We start from the raw sequence: 17,450 nt of genomic DNA, 5'->3' as shown, positions 1-17,450 counted from the left end.
GGCGGACGACGATAGCAGGCCGATCCGGGAACGCCTAAACATGCCGAGCAACAGCATGCTGCAACGCCAACGTACGCTGGGCGGCGTGTTCGGCATATTCGTGTTGGCTTTCGGGCTGGGGTACCACTTCTTTCCGGGTCTGTTCCACGCCGAGCCGGTCGAGGTCGTGCGAAAGGTCGTGCCGATGTTGCCGGTGCCGCCCGGGCACACCGCGGCGGTGGACGAGCTGGCCGACGACCAGTTGAACGCCGGACCGCCGATCACTCTCGCGCCTACCGAGGTGATCGCTGCGCGGCTGAAGCACGAGCACACGAAGTTGCCAAAGCAGTTGACGGCCGATACGCCGCAGGTGCGCGCATTGCTGAATCGCGCCGACAAGGCGCTTGCCGCCGGCCATCTGATGGGCGACCCGGACAGCGCTGCCGCGCTCTTCCTGCAGGCGGCGAAGGACAAGCCCGACAGTCGCCGCGCCGCGCAGGGCGTGATCGACGTGCGCTCGCGGCTGGTGGCGCAGATCGAGCGCGACATCGCGCTGGGCAATGCCGAGGATGCGGGCGACGGATTGGCGACGCTGCAGCAATTGCCCGACAGCATGGACGACGCGTCGCGTCTCGCGGCTGCGCTCAAGACGCTCACCGAAGTGCGTCCGCTGCTGGCGAAGGCGGCGGGCTTGCTGCAACAGGGCAAGGCGGACCAGCCGGTCGGTCGCAGCGCGCTGGACATCTACCGGCAGGTGCAGCGGCTCGATCCGCAGAATGCGGTGGCGGAGCAGGGCGTCCTCGACGTGCAGCACGCCGTGCTGGATCGCGCGCTGGCCGCGGTGGCGCAGAACGACTTCACCAGCGCCGACAAGGTGCTGGCCGAGGCACAGCTGATCCATCCCGGTTCGCAGCAACTGCACGACGTGCGCCAGCGCGTGGACGACATGCGCACGTCGCGTGCGCGTGCCGTACTGGACCAGGCGCGCTCCGCGCTGGATGCCGGCAACCTCCCGATGGCGGCGCAGCTTGCCGCACAAGCGCGTGCAGTGAGCCCGCAACTGGCCGACCTTGCCGCGTTCGACCAGCAACTGCTCAACGCGCAGCTCTACGACAACCACAAACCGGGCCAGGTGTTCAGCGACCGCTACGTGGACGTGACGGGGCAGTCGCCGGCGATGGTGGTGGTCCCCACCGGCAGCTTCCTGATGGGGGCGACCAGCGATGGCGGCGCGGCGGAACAGCCGCAGCACAAGGTCAACATCGCCCAGGGCTTCGCGATGTCGCGCAGCGCGATCACCGTAGGCCAGTACCGCGAATTCGTCAGGTTGAGCGGTTACGTGCCGGACTCGGTGAAGCGCGGTGGCGCCAGCGTGTACGACGAACGCAGCGGCACCATGCACGACGACAGCAACGCCAACTGGCAGGACGACTACGCTGGCAACAAGGCGGCCGACAACCTGCCGGTGGTCAACATCTCCTGGGGCGATGCCAAGGCCTACGCCGACTGGCTGAGCAAGCGCACCGGCAAGACCTACCACCTGCCCAGCGAAGCCGAATTCGCCTATGCGCTGCGCGGCGGCACCACCACGCGCTACTGGTGGGGCGATGGCACGCCCAAGGGCAAGCTGGAGAACCTCACCGGTTCGCGCGACCGCTCGCCCAGCGGCCGGCGCTGGAACAACGCGTTCCGCGACTACGGCGACGGCTACTGGGGGCCGGCGCCGGTGATGAGTTTCGCGCCCAATCCGTTCGGCCTGTACGACATGGGCGGCAACGTTTCCGAATGGACGGCCGACTGCTGGCACGACAACTACATCCGCGCGCCCCTCGATGGCGGCGCATGGCTCAACCCCGGCTGCAGCGTGCGCGTGCTTCGTGGCGGATCGTGGGGAAGCTCGCCCGACCAGGCGCGCTCGGAATGGCGGCAAGCTGCCGACGCCGGCCTGCGCAGCGGGCGCATCGGTTTCCGCATAGTGCGCGACCTGTAAACAAGAGCCTGCTTACCGTCTCTGCATGGCCTGCGTTGCCTTGCCGTGGCCGTCAGGTGGTGGTGCGTGGCCAGCGCCTGACTGGCTGGCAGGCCAAGCCGCGCGCTGCCGCATGGCGGCCACGGCAAGGCAACCCGAAGGGCCGGGGCTGTTTGCCCGCATGCCGGCGTCATCACTCAATCGTGGACGGACGTCCACTCCTTCGTTCTTCCTTGTCCTGCGCGCAAACAGCTGCCGGCGCGGGTCATGCAGAGGCGGCAAACAAACTCTGATGCGCCGCAACTACACCAAACACCTAAATTTCGCGTAGATTGTGCAGGCCGAATGGCCGTCGCCTCGTTGGAGGCGGTGCCCCAATCACCATAGATGGATGCCCATGGCTACCAAGACCACTGCCAAGAAAGCCCCCGCCAAGGCCGCCAAGCCGGCGCCGAAGGCTCCCGCCGCCGTCAAGCCGATCAGCGATTCGCTGAGCAAGTCCGGCCTGATCGCCCACATCGCCCAGCACGCTGGCGTCGAAGCCAAGCACGTCAAGGCCGTGCTCGCCTCGCTGGAGCACGTCGTGCTCGGCTCGCTGCACAAGAAGGGCGTCGGCCAGTTCACCCTGCCGGGCCTGTTCAAGGTCAACGCGGTGAAGGTGCCGGCCAAGCCGAAGCGCACCGGCATCAACCCCTTCACCAAGCAGGAACAGGTGTTCGCCGCCAAGCCGGCCACCGTGAAGGTGAAGGTGCGCCCGCTGAAGAAGCTGAAGGACGCTGCGCTCTAAGCGCTGCCACCACGCCGCCCGCGATGCGGGTGGTGCGGTTCCGGATACGACAAAGGCCGCGCAAGCGGCCTTTGTTTTTCGTGGCAATGGCATGCCATGGAGCCTGTTCACATGCCCCGCATAACCGGCACCGATAGCTGTTTGCGTGCAGGCCAAGACAGCAGATCTGGCTCCTGGTCGCTGGACGACCAGCTTCGCTGTTGTAGAGCTCCTCCGGCCTGCGCCGGAATGACGAGCAAGAAATGCAGAGCGAAGTGCCGCAGGTTCCCGCCCTCGGTTTCCAGATACGACGCGGTGTGGCCGTCCCGCCAATCGCGTAGGCTGGGGTAGTTCCCAACTCCTCGATACAGCCTGCTTGTAATTCCGGCGGATTGAACCAGGCCGTTTCTCTGGGCTACTTCTCTTGACTCCGGGCATCCTGCCCTCCGCCCTTCGGGCCGGCTCCGCTGTTCGCCACCGCTCCTGCGGTGGCGTGGGCCAGCAAAGAGAAGTAGCCCGGGCGCCGGCAGGCGACCGAAACCGCTCTGCCACTTGCGACAACGCAAAACATCTCCCCGCAAATGGAAGCAGGCGGATTCAAAGCCGCGAACAGCCCCCTACACGATGGGCACCTGGTTGACGTTGTTCTTCGGATCCATCCAGAACGCCTCGTTCGCGAAGCGGCCGAAGATTTCGCGCGGCAGGATGGGCTGGTGTTCGACCGCCTCCACTTTGCGGCGCACGGTGTGCAGGCCGGGCATGCCCACGCGGGCATCGAACTCGTCCGCGTGGTATTCGACGTTGTCGAAATCGTGTTCGAACCAGGGTTCGTCGAGGAAGCGGTAGATCGCGCGCATCGCCGTGGCCGGGTCGCGTACAAGGTTTTCGTAGGTCAGCAGCAGCAGATGATCCTGCGCGTGCTGGCCGTAGAAGGCGTCCTTGGTGGCCTGGTAGGCGAAGCCCACCATGCCGCGCGGGTCGGTCAGCGCCTCGATGCGCGAATAGACGGTGGTGTTGGTGTCGAAGCGGAACACCTTGCTGACGCTGACCGGCTGCCTGCGCACCAGCCGTTCCATGCTGTCCAGCACCCATGCCAGCTGGCGCACGCAGGCGATCACCTTCACGCCGGGGAACAAGGTATCGAGCAACTGCATGCGGCTGCACCACAGACGACTGGTGTCGAACACCACGCCGGCGTCCGCCTGCACGGAATAGAAGTTCTCCACCAGCCCGCGCAGCAGCGCCACGCGCTGCTCGTCGGAAACGTCGAACGAGAAATCGTTCTTGCTGCTCGCCTCGGCGATCACCACGCCCATGATGTCAGCCAGCGGGCTGGTCATGCCGGCGCGGAAGCGCGGGTTCTGGTTGAGGATGGCGGCCAGCAGCGTGGTGCCGGAACGCGGCAGGCCGGAGATGAAGTGGAACTTCCGTGGCGGCTTGCTGGCGTCAGGTGCGGTGGACATGCCGGTGGCTTCCTCTTGATGGCTTGAATCGACCGATAGGTGTCGGCCCGTCCGGGTGGAAGGAAGGGTCAGGCCTGTCCAATCGTTCTTGTGAAAAACACGCTGAAGTCGTTGGGAGAATAATCACCAAATGGCCCGCTGCGTACAAAGCCGGCCTGCGCGTACAGCGTATGCGCCGGGACGAAGGCGGCCGTGGAGCCTGTTTCCAGGCTCACCCTTGAATAGCCTCTGCGTCCGGCCTCGGCCAGGATGGCATCAAGGATTTTCCGGGCCACGCCTTTGCGCAAATGTCCTGCGGCGGTGCGCATGGATTTCACTTCGCCATGCGTGGCATCGAGTTCTTTCATGGCACCGCAACCCAGAAGTTCCGCTTCGTCCCAGGCGGTCCAGAACATAACCTCCGGCACCTTCAGTCTGGACAGATCCAGCGCAAACACGTTTTCGGGAGGGGAATGGGCATGCATGCCGGCCACGTGTTCCCGAAGAAGGGCATGAACCTCCGGATGGGTCAAATCATCTACGACGATTTTCACGTCATGCTCCGCTTGACCATGCCTGACTGAAGCGGTCGGCCGCAGCAAGGTGCCTGGCTTGAGTGACCCGGTGGATGCTACGCGGGCCGTTCAAGGCGCGGGCGCCGTCGAGGCGCGGATGCGCATTTCGTAGCCGACCTCGACCATCGTGGCGTCGCCCTTGCCCTGCACGCGCAACAGCAGTTCCTCGGTGGCGCGTCTGCCCATTTCGCGCACGGGCTGGTGGATGGTGGTCAGCGGCGGCCATACCTGGGTGGCGATGTTGGTGTCGTCGAAGCCGCAGATGGAGATTTCGCCGGGCACGGAAACGCCGGCTTCGGCGGCGGCCCAGATCGCGCCGGTAGCCATGTCGTCGTCAGCCGCGAAGATGGCGGTGGGGCGCTGCTTCAGCGCCAGCAGTTGACGCGCGGCCGCCACGCCCGATTCGAAGGAGAACTCGCCCTGCACCATGTACTTCGGGTTTTCTTTCAGGCCGGCGCGCTGCATGCCGTCGCGGAAGCCGGCGAGGCGCCAGACGCCGCCGCCGTGCTTGGGGTCGCCGATGATGTGCGCGATGCGGCGATGGCCCAGCGCCACCAGGTGCGCCACCATCGCCGCGGCGGCCTCGCGCTCGCGCAGCATCACGCCGATGCAGTCCTTGGGGTGGAGCGGGGCGATCGAGGCAAACGGCAGGTCGTGCCTGCGCAGGTGGTCCAGCAGTTGCGGATGGTCCGTGATGGGCGGCGTGAGGATCAGCCCGTCGGGCCGGTGCCGCGACAGGATGTCCTCGACGCGCTCCACCAGGTCCGGCGACGTCGAGACCAGCGGCTGCACCATCATGCTGTAGTGCTGCGCCTCGCAGGCCTCCAGCACGCCGGCCTGCACTTCCATGATGTAGCTGGGCGAGAGGTTGTCGTACAGCAGGCCGATCATGAAAGAGCGGTTGGTCGCCAGGCTGCGCGCCGAAGTGAGCGGACGGTAGTTGAGCTCCGCCATGGCGGCCAACACGCGGTCGCGCACGGCGTCGCGCACGTTCGGCTCGTTGTTGAGCACCCGCGACACGGTTTTCTTCGAGGTACCTGAAGCCCGGGCGACATCGTTGATGGTCACGCGCGACATGGGGTGCTGTCCGTATTCAATGCGTGGTTTCCTGCGCAGCAGCCGGGATGCTTCGGGTTGGAACGTTCCAGCCGCTCACTTCGACGACCGGGCCTGCGGTCCCCTGTGCTGCGTAGCGTGCGGTCAGCACGATGGATTCGCCGGGCCACAGCGTAACGTCATTGTCGTTCCACACGACCGGCAGCGCGAGAGCGCCGTGCGCGCCGCGTCGGATAGACACGTGCTGGAACAGCGCCACGGCCGCGGAAGACGCGGGCACCGACAGCGTGACCGTGGTGACCTCTTCGTCGCCGTCATGCCGCGTCGTTGCGCGAACTTCGCTCGTTGCGGCCGGCAGGGACTTCAGCGCGTTGAGATCCGCGTACTGCGTCAACGGTGTGAGGTACCAGTTCGAATGGTCCCAGTCGAGCTTGTCCGCCTGGGTGGAAAGCCAATAGACGTTGCGGCTGACGGGCTTGCCGTCGCCCGATGCGAGCCCGAGCTCGACGAAGTAGGTGCGCGACAGACCTGCCATCGCCGGCAGAGTCGCCAGTTGCCGCGTGTGGTTGCCGGCAAGGTCGATGCCCTGCAGGTGCTTCTGGTAACGCACGCTGCCGTCCAGGTTGCGCACGCGGATGTCCGCCTGCAAACCGGGCACATCGTCCAGTGCATGGTTCACCAGCACGATGGCGTTCGAGTCGTAGGAATACTGGATATGCAGTGGCTCGTTGGCCTTCTTCGCGCCGAAGTATGCGCCTGCCGGATTCATGTAGTAGTCGTACAGGTGCCAGTGCAGCGAGGGCCAGGCGTTGTTGAGCATCCAGTAGATCACGCCGGTGGACGGATTGGCCGCATCCATGTGCGCGTTGAACGCCTCGAACTGCGCACGCACATTGTCGTAGTTGTCGAGCTGGGCCTTGGCGACGTAGTCGGCGAGATCGGTCGGCGCGCCGTAACGGTGTGCGAGGGCATTGTCGAACGGCGTCAGCACCGCGAACGGCGACCACGCGGCGGAGGCGTGGTATTGCCGCAGCTCCGGGTATTTCCACAGCGCTTCCTGTTCCTGCGGCGACAACATGCGTTGCAAGTCTTCCAGCCGCGGAATGGTGGCGCCGGCACTGACCTCGGAGGCGAAGCCGAACGCGCCGCCCAGCTTGTCAGCGTACCAATAGGCGGGCGGAATCCAGTCGTAGGGACCGGCCATCTTCATGCCGGAAGGGCCGGTTTCGGCAGTCCCCTGATCGGAGGCGGCAGCGACGATCGGCAACGCCCAGTCTGCAGCGCGCAGGGTATCGACGTACATCTTCGCGATGGCCGGCGGCGGTGCGTTGTCGCTGCCGATCAGGAAGCCGATCACCGAGGGATGGTTGCGCAGCAGGCGCGCTTCGCTGGCCATCGAGTCCTCGGCCACCTTTTCGTCGGCGGCGTCCCAGGGCGCGCCGCCGGTCTTGGCGGCGGACTCCCATTTGTCGCAGCACTCCCAGCCCGCGAGTATCAGGATGCCGTCGCGGTCGGCGAGGTCGTAGAAATGCTGGTCCTCCAGCTTGCCTTCGCTGCGGATGGTGTTGAGGCCCAGATCGAGCACGTAGCGGAACTCGGCTTCCATGCGCGCCGGATCGCTGCGCAGGAACATGTCCGGCGCCCAGCCCGCGCCGCGGATCAGCAGCGGTTTGCCGTTGACGAAGAACTGGCGGTAGCCCTGTTTGGTGAGGCTGGAGCGCACGCTGCGTATGCCGAACGTTGCGTCGGCCTTGTCGGAGGTTGCACCATCGACTGCTGCAGTCATGTCGAGCCGGTACAGCGGGTGTCCGCCCATGCCGACCGGCCACCAGATCCTTGGATGGTCCAGTGCAAGACCGGCATTCGTCTTGGGCGAGAACGAAACCACCTGCATCTGCCCGGGGGCGAGATGGATGGTCCGCTGCAGCGTAATGCCGGCCACGGTGCCGGTGATCGTCGCGTCGTGCGCCGCCGTGTCGAGGTTCCTCGCTTCCACCTTCACGGTCAGGTCGGCATGCGAGAGATCGGGCAGCAGCGACGGGATCACCTGCGGCCAGCGCAGCTCGACCGGGCCGGTCTGCACGATGTCCACGCCGCGCCACGGGCCCATGTTGTTGTCCGGCGGCGTGGGGTTCCAGTCCACCCAGCTCGTCGTCAGCGCCATTCTCGGGTCGGCCGGATGCACGTCGAGGGCGACGGTGTTGGCGCCTGCATGCGTCCACTGCGTCACGTCGATTTCGTGGACGGGGTAGGCGCCGGCGACGGCGGCATGGTCGGCAACCTGGTGCCCGTTCAACCACATATCGGCACTGGCGATGATGCCGCTGCTGCGCAGCAGGGTGTGCAAGCCTTTTGCGCTTGCCGGCAGCACGAATTCGCCGCGATACCACCATGGAGTCACGAACAGGGTGCCGCTGGAGTCGGGCACCTGCACCGTACCCAGGTTGTCGCTGTGGAACACGTCTTTGTACGTGCCGTTTTCCAGCAGCCCGGCCATGACGGTGGCGCGCCCGCTGACCGGGTACCAGCCCTTGGTGGGGAAACCGCTCGAGGAGATTTCGGCGCCCCCTTGCTGCGCCTTCGCGCTGTCCTGGATCAGCCAGTGGCCGATGGCGGTGCTGGTGCCGGCGCCGCCGGCCAGTTGTGCGGCGGCATAGGTCGCCTGGGCATGGGCGGGCGCGGCGGATGCCGTTATTGCCAATGCAATCACCGTGCAGAGTGCGTGCTTGAATGGGGTTCGCATGGCGTCAGGGTTTCCCGAGATAGGCTTCGTGTACTTCGACAGGCGCGAACGGCCACGACCGGTTGGCCCTGGCCCAGATCGCGAACACCACGAGTCCGGCGAATATCCACACGCCGGACAGGATCAGCGACAAGGTGGACGCTGACACGTACACGTAGATCCAGCCCAGCAGCGCGATCGCGCAGGGCACGGGATAAAGCCACTGCTTGTACGGGCGCTCGAGCGTCGGCTGGCGCTTGCGCAACACCACCAGCGCAGCGATCTGCGCCACCGACTGCACGATGACGGTCGCGGCCAGCAGCATGTTGATGACTTCGGTGAGGTCGAAGAACGTGCCGATGGCCGTCGCCACGCCCATCGTCAGCAATGCCACGTGCGGGAAGCCGTGCCTGGCATGCAGGCGGCTGAACACGGACAGGAAAACCTTGTCCTGCGCGGCCTGGAACGGCACGCGCGAGCCGCCCAGCAGGCCGGTGAACACCGAGGCGAATGCGGTCACGATGATGAGCAAGGTCATCACGGCTGCGGCCAGGTGTCCCCAGCTGCGCTCCACTACCAGCGAAGCCACGGACTTGGACTGGGCGATTTCCTGCCATGGCGCCACGCCGAGCACGCTGATGTTGAGGGCGAGGTAGACGACCATCATCGCGATCACCGAGACGATGATGGAGCCGGGCATGGTGCGTCCCGGGTTGCGCAGCTCGTCGCCGATGTAGGCGGTGGTGTTGTAGCCGAGGTAGTCGTAGATGCCGATGACCAGTCCCGCGCCCAGCCCCATGAAGAACTTGCCGCCGAACATGCCGGCCGGATAGGTGAAGGCGTAGCTCGCGTTGAAGTGCGAAAAGCCCGCTGCCGCCACGCCGATAACGGACACCAGCATGATGACCCACAGCGCGATGGTGATCGCGCGCACCGATTCGATGCGCCGGTACAGCATCCAGGTGACAAGGCCGGTCGCCACCAGGCCGATGAGGTGCACCGGCCACCAGCCAAGACCGGGGAAGAAGAATTCGAGGTACTCCACCATCCCGATGATGCCGGTGGACATCAGCAGGGGAATCGCCAGCAGCATCGTCCAGATGAACAGGAAGGGCATCAGTTTGCCGGTGCGGTACTGGAACGCTTCGCGCAGGTAGACATAGGTGCCGCCGGAACCCGGCATCGCCGCGCCGAGCTCGGCCCAGACCAGACCGTCGGCCATGGCCAGGATGGCGCCGGCGATCCAGCCGATCACCGCCTGCGGGCCGCCCATCGCGGCGACCATGATGGGGATGGTGATGAACGGCCCGATGCCGCACATCTGGGTCATGTTGATCGCGGTGCCCGAGAACAGGCCGATGGAGCGATGGAAGCCGTTGTCGCGAACGGGCTGTGGCGCGCTGGAATCTTGCATGGTGGCCTTGGTGTTTTGCGCGATGAGTTGTTCTGCTTTTTGCTCGTCATCCCAGTGAAAGCTGGGATCCAGTGTCTATGATTGCTTGAATGCAAAGGCGCTGGATGATTCGCTTCGCTCACCCCTTCGGGGCCAGCCTTCGGCTGTTCAACGCCCGCAAGGCGGGCTTTTGTCCTGCTTGCGCAGGAATGACGAACAAGAATCCGAATGTTTGGGCAAGTCCGAACCCTCTCTCCCAGCCCCTCTCCCGCAAGCGGGAGAGGGGAGGAAGACCACGAGCAGCGAGGGGGAACTGCTCGGGAGAACCACTCAAATCACCACTGCCCGCGTATGCCCAGCATGACCATGCGTTCGGAGTACTGGGAGTGCGAGGCCTGATCGGGCCATACGAGGTAATACTTCTGGTACTCGTTGGTGAGGTTGGTGCCGTCGAGGAAGATCGTGGCGTACTTGTTGAGCTTGTACGACACCGATGCGTCCAGATACTTTTGCGGCGCTTCGTACATTTCCAGGCCGGTGATGTTGCCCACGTCCTCCTCCACCGCACGGCGCGAGCGATAGTTGTAGGCAAGGCGCGCTTCGAAGCGGTTGTCCTGATACCACACGATGAAGTTGCCGGACTTGGTGGAGTTGTCCTGGAACGGAATTTTCGCGCCGGACAAATCCCGCAGGCCCGTGTTGCTGGGCGCGTAGGTGGCGTTCACCTCGATACCCGTCTTGGACAGGATGCCGGGCAGGAAGGTGAAGCCCTGGCGGTAGTCGTACTCCGCGCCCTGGATGCTGTTGCCGCTGCCTTGCACGGGTTCCTGGATCGTGATGCAGTGGTCGCGCACCACGCCGTCCTCGTCCGGGTAGCCGCAGTTGGTCACGTTGCCGTTGACGATGAAGCTCTCCATGTTGATGCGGAACAGCGCGAGGCTCATCATGCTGGAGGGGTTCATGTACCACTCCAGCGACGCGCCGTAGTTGGTGGAGCGCCACGGGTTGAGATTCGGGTTGCCCGCAGACTGTCCGCTGGAGACGCGGTAGAGCGGCCCCTGCGGCGTTTCCATCAGCGAGTAGTTCAACTGCAGGCCGCCGGACCACTGGCTCAGATCCAGCGGCATCATGTTCTTGGAGTAGGCGAGGCGGAACTTCAGGGTGTCGGTGATATCCAGCGAGAAATTGGCCGAGGGCAGCACGTCCTGGTAGCTGCGGTCGGTGATGGACGTGCCGTTGGGGGCAGACACGTCGCCATAGGCGCCGGGATCGCCGACGAGGTGCTGCGTCACGTTGAGGTCGGTGTGGATCATGCGCACGCCGACGTTGCCGCTGTACGGCATGTCGCCGATGGTTCCGCTGAAATCGCCTTGCATGTAGCCGGTCAACTCGCGCAGGCCCACGCCCCATGTGGTGCTGGGATCGTCCGCGATGACGGTGTCTGGGTAGAGCGACTTCCAGTATGAAATGGGGTTGATCAGCGCATTGGGATTGACCGCCCAGTAGTTGATGCCGGAGCCGAGCAGGTTGGTGTATTCCTTCCAGTTGCTCGACAGCGGCGCGGCCGTGTTCGGCATCGAGATCGCGGACAGCGGTCCCGCGCGGTAGTAACCCTCGGCGTTGCCAGCGGTGCACGAGCCGGTGTTCATCACCACGTCGGCACCGACGTAGCGCACCAGGCAGCCGTTCGGGTCGCTGGCGCCCATGCCGGCATATACCGGCGTCTCCAGTGTCCAGCCGAGGTTGTTGGCGCTGCGGACGCTGTCGCGCAGGCCGAACTCGAGCTGGATGCCGTCCTGGAAATCGTACTTGCCGTCGAAGCGCAGCGCGTTGAGGCTCACCTGGCGGTCGTAGTCGCCGGAGGACTCAATCGTCTTCATCGTCCAGCCGGCCGGATTGGCGAAATCGTTGACCATCGTCTGCGGCATGCTGATGGTGAGGTAGCGCCCGCCGAAGTTGGCGATGATCGGAATGGTGTTCTGCGGTATGCCGTTGGCGTTGAACACGCGGTCGCCGCCGAGTTGCGACGGATAGATCATCGTGGTGCCCGGCGTGGTGCTGCCGTCGCTCAGCACGTTGGGCCACAGGCCGCCGTCGGAATCGGAAATGTTGAGATCGGTTTCCACGTTCGACTGGAACGCCGTGTCGTGCACGCCGCGCAGGCCGAAGGTGAACGAGCCGCCGTTGTCGTAGTCCAGCTGCAGGTTGAAGTTCTTCGCGTTCGAGCTTTTCTGCGTGATCTGCGAGAACGACTCCACGTCGCCCGGCCACTTCTCGTACACCTGCGTGGTGTACAGCTGCGAGCCCTGCCAGCCCGGTTGCGGCGTGCCGTAGGCGCCGAGCGCGGGACTGCCGGTATTGCGCGACTGCAGCGGCACGTAGGTCGCGCCCTGCCAGTCGGTGGAGTTGAACTGGATGCCGGCGTTGGTATCCCACTCGCGCTGCTGCGAATAGAAGAAATCGCTGGTCAGGCTGAAGCCGTTGCCGAGGTCCGCCTGGAACGACACGTTGCCAGACTTGCGCTTGCGCTGGGTGATGGTGTCGTAGAGGCCGATGTTCTGGCTGCCCATGAACACGCCGTTGGACTTGCCGTCGCCGTTGACGTCCACGCTGCCGTCGGCGTTCTGGTGTATCTGCGAGGGAATGGGCGCGCCGTTCCACGATGTCAGGAAGCCGCCGTAGCCGCCCGCACTGGTGGCGTTCTCGCCGTTCAGCACCACGCCGTACTGGTCGAGGCCTTCGGTGGAGTTTTCGCGCGTGGTGTTGGAGAAGTCGGCGGAGACCAGCAGGCCCCACTTGCCGTCGTCGTTGTACGAGATCAGACCGTTGGCCTCGGGGCCCCAGCGGTCAGTGGTACTGCCGCGCTCGCCGTTGGCGGAGTAGCTGTAGGTGAAGCCGCTGGGCAGGTCCCAGGGGCGGTAGGTGTGCAGGTCGACCGCGCCGCTGATGCCGCCGTCGGTCTCGTTGGCCGTGGTGGACTTGACCACGTCCACGCCGTGGAACAGCGTGGAAGGCAGCATGGTGAAGTCGGGCTGCTGCGAGTCGATCTGGTCCGCCGTGATGAACACCTCGCCGTTCAACATCGTGCCGACCTGCGGCAAGCCGCGTACAGAGACTGACGTGCCCACGCCGGCATCGCGGTCGATCTGCACGCCGGTGACGCGTTGCAGGGAGTCGGTGATGGTGGTGTCGGGCAGGGCGCCGATGTTCTCCGCCGTGATGCTGTCCTGGATGTTCGGCGCTTCGCGCTTCACATCGATCGCGCGTTCCTGCGAGGCGCGCACGCCGGAGACGTTCACGGTGGCCAGCGTGACCGCATTCTTTTCCGCGGTCGTGGCCTTGTCCTTGGTATTGGCTTTCTTGGCGTTGGCCGATGAAGCCGCTGACGTCGCTGGTGCAGTTTGCGCTGCGGTGGTCTGCGTTGCCTGGCCATCCGTCTGGACATCGGCGAACGGTGTCGCGGCGGCCGACGTCGACACGACGGCGAACAGCGACATGGTGATGGCAAATGACAGGGGATGCTTGTGATGTACGGTGGACATGGGCCTTAACCTCAGTTGTTGATGCCTGTCGAACCTCAGGTGCTCCGCGGTATTCCGATACGCGTGTAATCCGGCGGCGTCAGCGATTCCGTGTGTCGTCGTGATGCAGCCTCTCGATCTCCCTGGCCATGGCTTCGCGGGCCATGGCCGTTCCCTCCGGTGTCACTGCGCGGGGCATGCGCCCCGCGTTCCACCTATTTCGAAAACGCCATTCGCGCCAACGCCCACTGGCCATCCCGCGGATCGCCCGTAGCGAAGATGCACAAGTCGCGGACGCCGGTGCCCATTGGCAACGCTACGTCTGCATCGAGATGGATCTGCCCCGCGGTCCCTGCCGCATGTGCCAACGGCAGGCTGGCAAGCAGCGGTCCCGAGCAGCTGCCGGCGTGGATTTCGAACTCGCCGGCGGTGCTGGCCTTGTGGCGCACGACTGCATCCTTGGCCTCGTCGCCGAAGCGCCATGCCATGCGCTCGACGGTCAAGACGACGTGCCCGATGCCATCCAGCGAAGCCTGCGGCCACAGCCAGCACGCGTTGCCGATATCCACCGCGTAGACCGGTCGCGGCCCCTGCGTGGGGCGGCGCCCATCCAGGCGCGAAGCCGGCTGCCCGGAACAGGTCGCGAGCGCGCTGCCATCGCGGGCCAGCAGGGTCGTTTCGTCCAGCGCCTGTGTGCGCGGTGCGGCGAGCTCGAAGCCGTCCGGCGCGAACGTCGCCGCCTTCAGGCTGGTCTTGCCGGGCAGCGTCAGCGGTCGGACATACGGTGCGGAGCGGTTGGTGGGTGCGGAGCCATCCGTGGTGTAACGAATCGTGCCGAAACCAGTCTGGTTGGACAGTTCGACCTGGAACGTGCCGCTGGTCGCGGCGGCCACATGGAAGGCCGGGGCGAACGCACTGTCCGCGTAGTCGATGCCCAGTGCGCGGTAGCGTGCGAGTTCGGCCGGTATGCGTTGCAGGAAGCCGTTCCAGTCGTGCGCGCCCGCAGGCGACCAGCCGAGTTCCGAGAGCGCCGTAATGCGCGGGAACACCGCATGCTGGTCATGCGCGAAGGTCGCCATCTGCTCGGTCCACAGACCGGCCTGCACACCGATGATGCGCTGGGCTTCGCCTGCGCCCGCACCGTGCGGGATGACCGCTGTGTCATAGGCCTGGCGCAGCGTTGCCGCAGGAGGCGGACCCGCCCATTCATCGGGCAGGTCGGACTGGTAGTGGTCGAAGTACAGCGACTCCTGCGGCGTCATCACCACGTCGTGGCCTTGCCTGATCGCTTGCAGCGCCACGCGTTCGTCGTCGTCGCCGTGCCACGACATCACCACTTGCGAGGCCGGCAGCGTCGCGCCGGCGACCAGTTCGTCGTCCCAGCCGACCGGTGTGCGGCCGTTCTTCACGAGATGGTCGGCGAGCTGGCCGATGAACCAGCCTTGCAGCTGGTCCATGTTCGACAGCCCCAGCCTGTGCATCTGCGCGCGCACTTCGGACGACGCGTTCCATTGCTGCTTGTCGGCCTCGTCGCCGCCGAGCGAGATGTACTTCGACGGGAACAGCCGCATCACTTCGTCGAGCACGTCGTCGACGAAGCGCAAGGTTTTTTCGTTGGGATTGAGCAGCCACGGGCTGACGCCCCATTCAGTCCATACGGCCGGACGCTGGCCGGTGACGCCCAGCCAGGGGTAGGCGGCGATGGCTGCCTGCGAATGCCCGGGGAGGTCGATTTCCGGCACCACGTCCACGAAGCGCTCGCCGGCATAACGCACGATGTCGCGCACCTCGGCTTCGGTGTAGTAGCCGCAATAGGGTTTGTCGGCGGAGCCCGTCAGTTCGGCATCGAGTCCAACCGCCTTGCGGCAGGCGCCGACTTTCGTGAGCTCGGGATACTTGGGAATCTCGAGGCGCCAGCCCTGATCTTCGGTCACGTGCCAGAGCAGCACGTTGAGCTTGCTGAGCGACATCCAGTCGATCAGCTTCTTGATGTCGGCGGTGCCCTGATAATGCCGTCCCGAGTCGAGCAGCAAGGCGCGCCAGGCGAAACGCGGCCAGTCGTCGATGATCCCATCCGCGACGTCGGCCGGCGCGCCGCGCGTCCAGCCGGGTGGTGTCAGCAATTGCCACAGGGTGACGCTGCCGTAAAAGATGCCGCGTGGCGTGCGCGCGATGACTCGGATGCCTTGATCGTTCACCGCGATGCGATAACCGGCATCGCCCGCGGCATCGGCATGCGGATCCACCACGAAGGTGATTGCTGGATGCGCACCGGCCGTCGTCGCCATGCGCAGACGTAACCCGCGGGTATTGGCGACCAGCCGCATGAAGCGATCTGCGATGGGTTGCAGATCGGCGCCGTGTACTGCGACCTCGGCGCCGTCAGCGATTTTGAACGAGCCGGCCGCTGCCGGCTGCATCCGGGCCGGCTGCGGCATCAGCGACCACGCGGGCGTGGCGGGCACGGCAACGGCGACGCCGGTGGTCGCCAGCCAGGTCATGGCCATGTACCGGAAAAGCCTGGATGGCGCGATGTGGTTCATGCGACCCGCTCGCTTGCCATGGCGTTGCCCAAGGCATTGCGCCGCAGATACCAGCGCGCCGCACCCAGCACGCCGTGGCGACCGTGCTCCGTCACCCATACCGGCACCTGCGAGAGCAACGCATGTGCGCTGCGTCCATGCAGGAAGCGTTCTTCAAAGGCACTGTGCGCGAGCAGCTCGAACATGGAGGAAAGGAAGCCGCCGGCCAGGTACACGCCGCCGGTGGCCATGAAGGCCAGTGCAAGGTTCCCGGCAAGACTCCCCAGCGAAGCACAGAAGATTTCCACGGCTTCCGCGGCACGCGCATCGCTGCAGGCGGACGCTGCGGCGGTGACGGCTTCGGGCGTGGTGTGTTTCGGGGATTCCCCGCACAAGGCGCACAGGGTCTCGTAAGTGGTCAGCAGGCCGGGGCCCGAGACGATACGTTCGAACTCCACATAACCGCCGTTCGGGGCGAGGTGCGCGAGGATTTCGCGCTCGCGAACCGAGTTCGGCGCGAAATCCATCTGCCCGGCTTCGGTGGTCACCACCAAGCCACCATTGGGACCGGGTATGCGCGCCGCGGCGCCAAGGCCCGTGCCAGGGCCGATCACCAGGCTGGGGCCATGCCCATGCGTGCCCGGCCCGCAGAGATGGCGGCCGCCGCGGGCCAGGCCGCCGTCGAGGGCGTAGCCCAGTGCCTCGAAATCGTTGAGTACGGCGACATCTTCCAGGGCCAGCACCTGGCGCAATTCCGACAGGCGGATAGGCCAGGCGAGGTTGTCGTTCGCGACCTCGTCGCCCATGGGTTGTCCCGCGCAAGCCAGTACGCAGTGCTTCACCGGGGCTTGCACCTCGGCATCGATGAAGGCGCGCAGCAGTTCCGACAGCTTCGGGTAGTCCGCGCACACGAACTTCCGATAGGCGAGCGTCTCGGCCCCGTGGCTTTCGCCGCGCGCGGCGCGCATCAGCGCAACACGTGCATGCGTGCCGCCGATGTCGGCGGCCAGAAACGGCGTCGTCGGTATTCCCGCCAGTCGATCCGGATGGTCGATTGCCACGTCCAGCGCGCTCCCCCGCAATGGATTCGCCATCAGCTTGAAACGTTATTGACACCGGTGTCAAGTGGTGGCGCAACATGCCGGAATTGCCCCGGAAAAGGGCTGCTGCATGGATCAGAGGCGTGCACAAGGTCTGCCGGAAGCAGCTATCGATGCAGAAAAATCCGCAAATACGCGGGTTTTTGGACTTTCCGCCCAGTGGTCAATGAAGGAAATCCATCGACGACGGCGACGCAGTGCTGCCGTGCCTCGCTGCCCGGATGCCTCTAGGGCGCTGTCGGAGAAGAGGTTCGCGGAACAAAGCAAAAGCCGCTCAATGGCGGCTTTCGTGGGTGCAACTATCCAATTTCTCACATGGTACCGGTGATAGGACTCGAACCTACACACTGTCGCCAGTAGCGGATTTTGAGTCCGCCGCGTCTACCATTCCGCCACACCGGCATG

At 65.3% G+C, this 17,450-nt stretch carries 10 protein-coding genes and 1 tRNA gene; 2 read left to right on the top strand and 9 right to left on the bottom strand.

Going from position 1 to position 17,450, the window contains the following annotated elements:
- The first annotated feature begins 40 nt into the window (after positions 1–40).
- Together ISP25_RS06760 and ISP25_RS06755 are read left to right on the top strand one after the other, a co-directional pair.
- On the top strand, positions 41–1,969 hold the full coding sequence (locus ISP25_RS06760) for an SUMF1/EgtB/PvdO family nonheme iron enzyme (RefSeq protein WP_404612653.1): 1,929 nt from the start codon (positions 41–43) through the stop codon (positions 1,967–1,969).
- A gap of 376 nt (positions 1,970–2,345) precedes the next feature.
- On the top strand, positions 2,346–2,735 hold the full coding sequence (locus tag ISP25_RS06755; protein ID WP_404612651.1) for an HU family DNA-binding protein: 390 nt from the start codon (positions 2,346–2,348) through the stop codon (positions 2,733–2,735).
- Positions 2,736–3,331: 596 nt separating this feature from the next.
- Here the strand turns inward: ISP25_RS06755 and ISP25_RS06750 are convergent.
- The 9 genes from ISP25_RS06750 to ISP25_RS06710 form a co-directional block, all read right to left on the bottom strand.
- Entirely contained in the window at positions 3,332–4,177 is an 846-nt protein-coding gene (locus tag ISP25_RS06750) for a sulfotransferase family protein (RefSeq protein WP_404612649.1), read from the bottom strand.
- Between the two features lie 68 nt (positions 4,178–4,245).
- Positions 4,246–4,710, bottom strand: a complete 465-nt coding sequence (locus ISP25_RS06745) for a GNAT family N-acetyltransferase (protein ID WP_404612647.1) — start codon at positions 4,708–4,710, stop codon at positions 4,246–4,248.
- A 90-nt stretch (positions 4,711–4,800) separates the two neighbouring features.
- Positions 4,801–5,808, bottom strand: coding sequence for a LacI family DNA-binding transcriptional regulator (locus ISP25_RS06740; protein WP_404612645.1), 1,008 nt, complete (start codon positions 5,806–5,808; stop codon positions 4,801–4,803).
- Between the two features lie 16 nt (positions 5,809–5,824).
- Complete coding sequence (locus ISP25_RS06735; RefSeq protein WP_404612643.1) at positions 5,825–8,530, bottom strand: glycoside hydrolase family 2 protein; 2,706 nt, start codon at positions 8,528–8,530, stop codon at positions 5,825–5,827.
- A gap of 4 nt (positions 8,531–8,534) precedes the next feature.
- Positions 8,535–9,923 (bottom strand): APC family permease, encoded by a 1,389-nt coding sequence (locus ISP25_RS06730; protein WP_404612641.1) that lies wholly within the window; start codon positions 9,921–9,923, stop codon positions 8,535–8,537.
- Positions 9,924–10,237: 314 nt separating this feature from the next.
- Entirely contained in the window at positions 10,238–13,444 is a 3,207-nt protein-coding gene (locus ISP25_RS06725) for a TonB-dependent receptor (protein ID WP_404612639.1), read from the bottom strand.
- Positions 13,445–13,638: 194 nt separating this feature from the next.
- The gene (locus tag ISP25_RS06720) at positions 13,639–15,924 is read right to left on the bottom strand and encodes a beta-N-acetylhexosaminidase (RefSeq protein ID WP_404612637.1); all 2,286 of its coding nucleotides are present in this window, start codon (positions 15,922–15,924) and stop codon (positions 13,639–13,641) included.
- Positions 15,925–15,962: 38 nt separating this feature from the next.
- Positions 15,963–17,006, bottom strand: coding sequence for a glucokinase (locus tag ISP25_RS06715; protein WP_404612635.1), 1,044 nt, complete (start codon positions 17,004–17,006; stop codon positions 15,963–15,965).
- A gap of 355 nt (positions 17,007–17,361) precedes the next feature.
- Positions 17,362–17,447: transfer RNA gene (locus ISP25_RS06710), tRNA-Leu, on the bottom strand.
- Between the last annotated feature and the right edge of the window lie 3 nt (positions 17,448–17,450).

The organism is Rhodanobacter hydrolyticus (genome assembly GCF_044904645.1).
The sequence above is the reverse complement of the archived record's forward strand: the minus strand, read 5'-3'. Positions and strand labels throughout refer to the sequence as shown.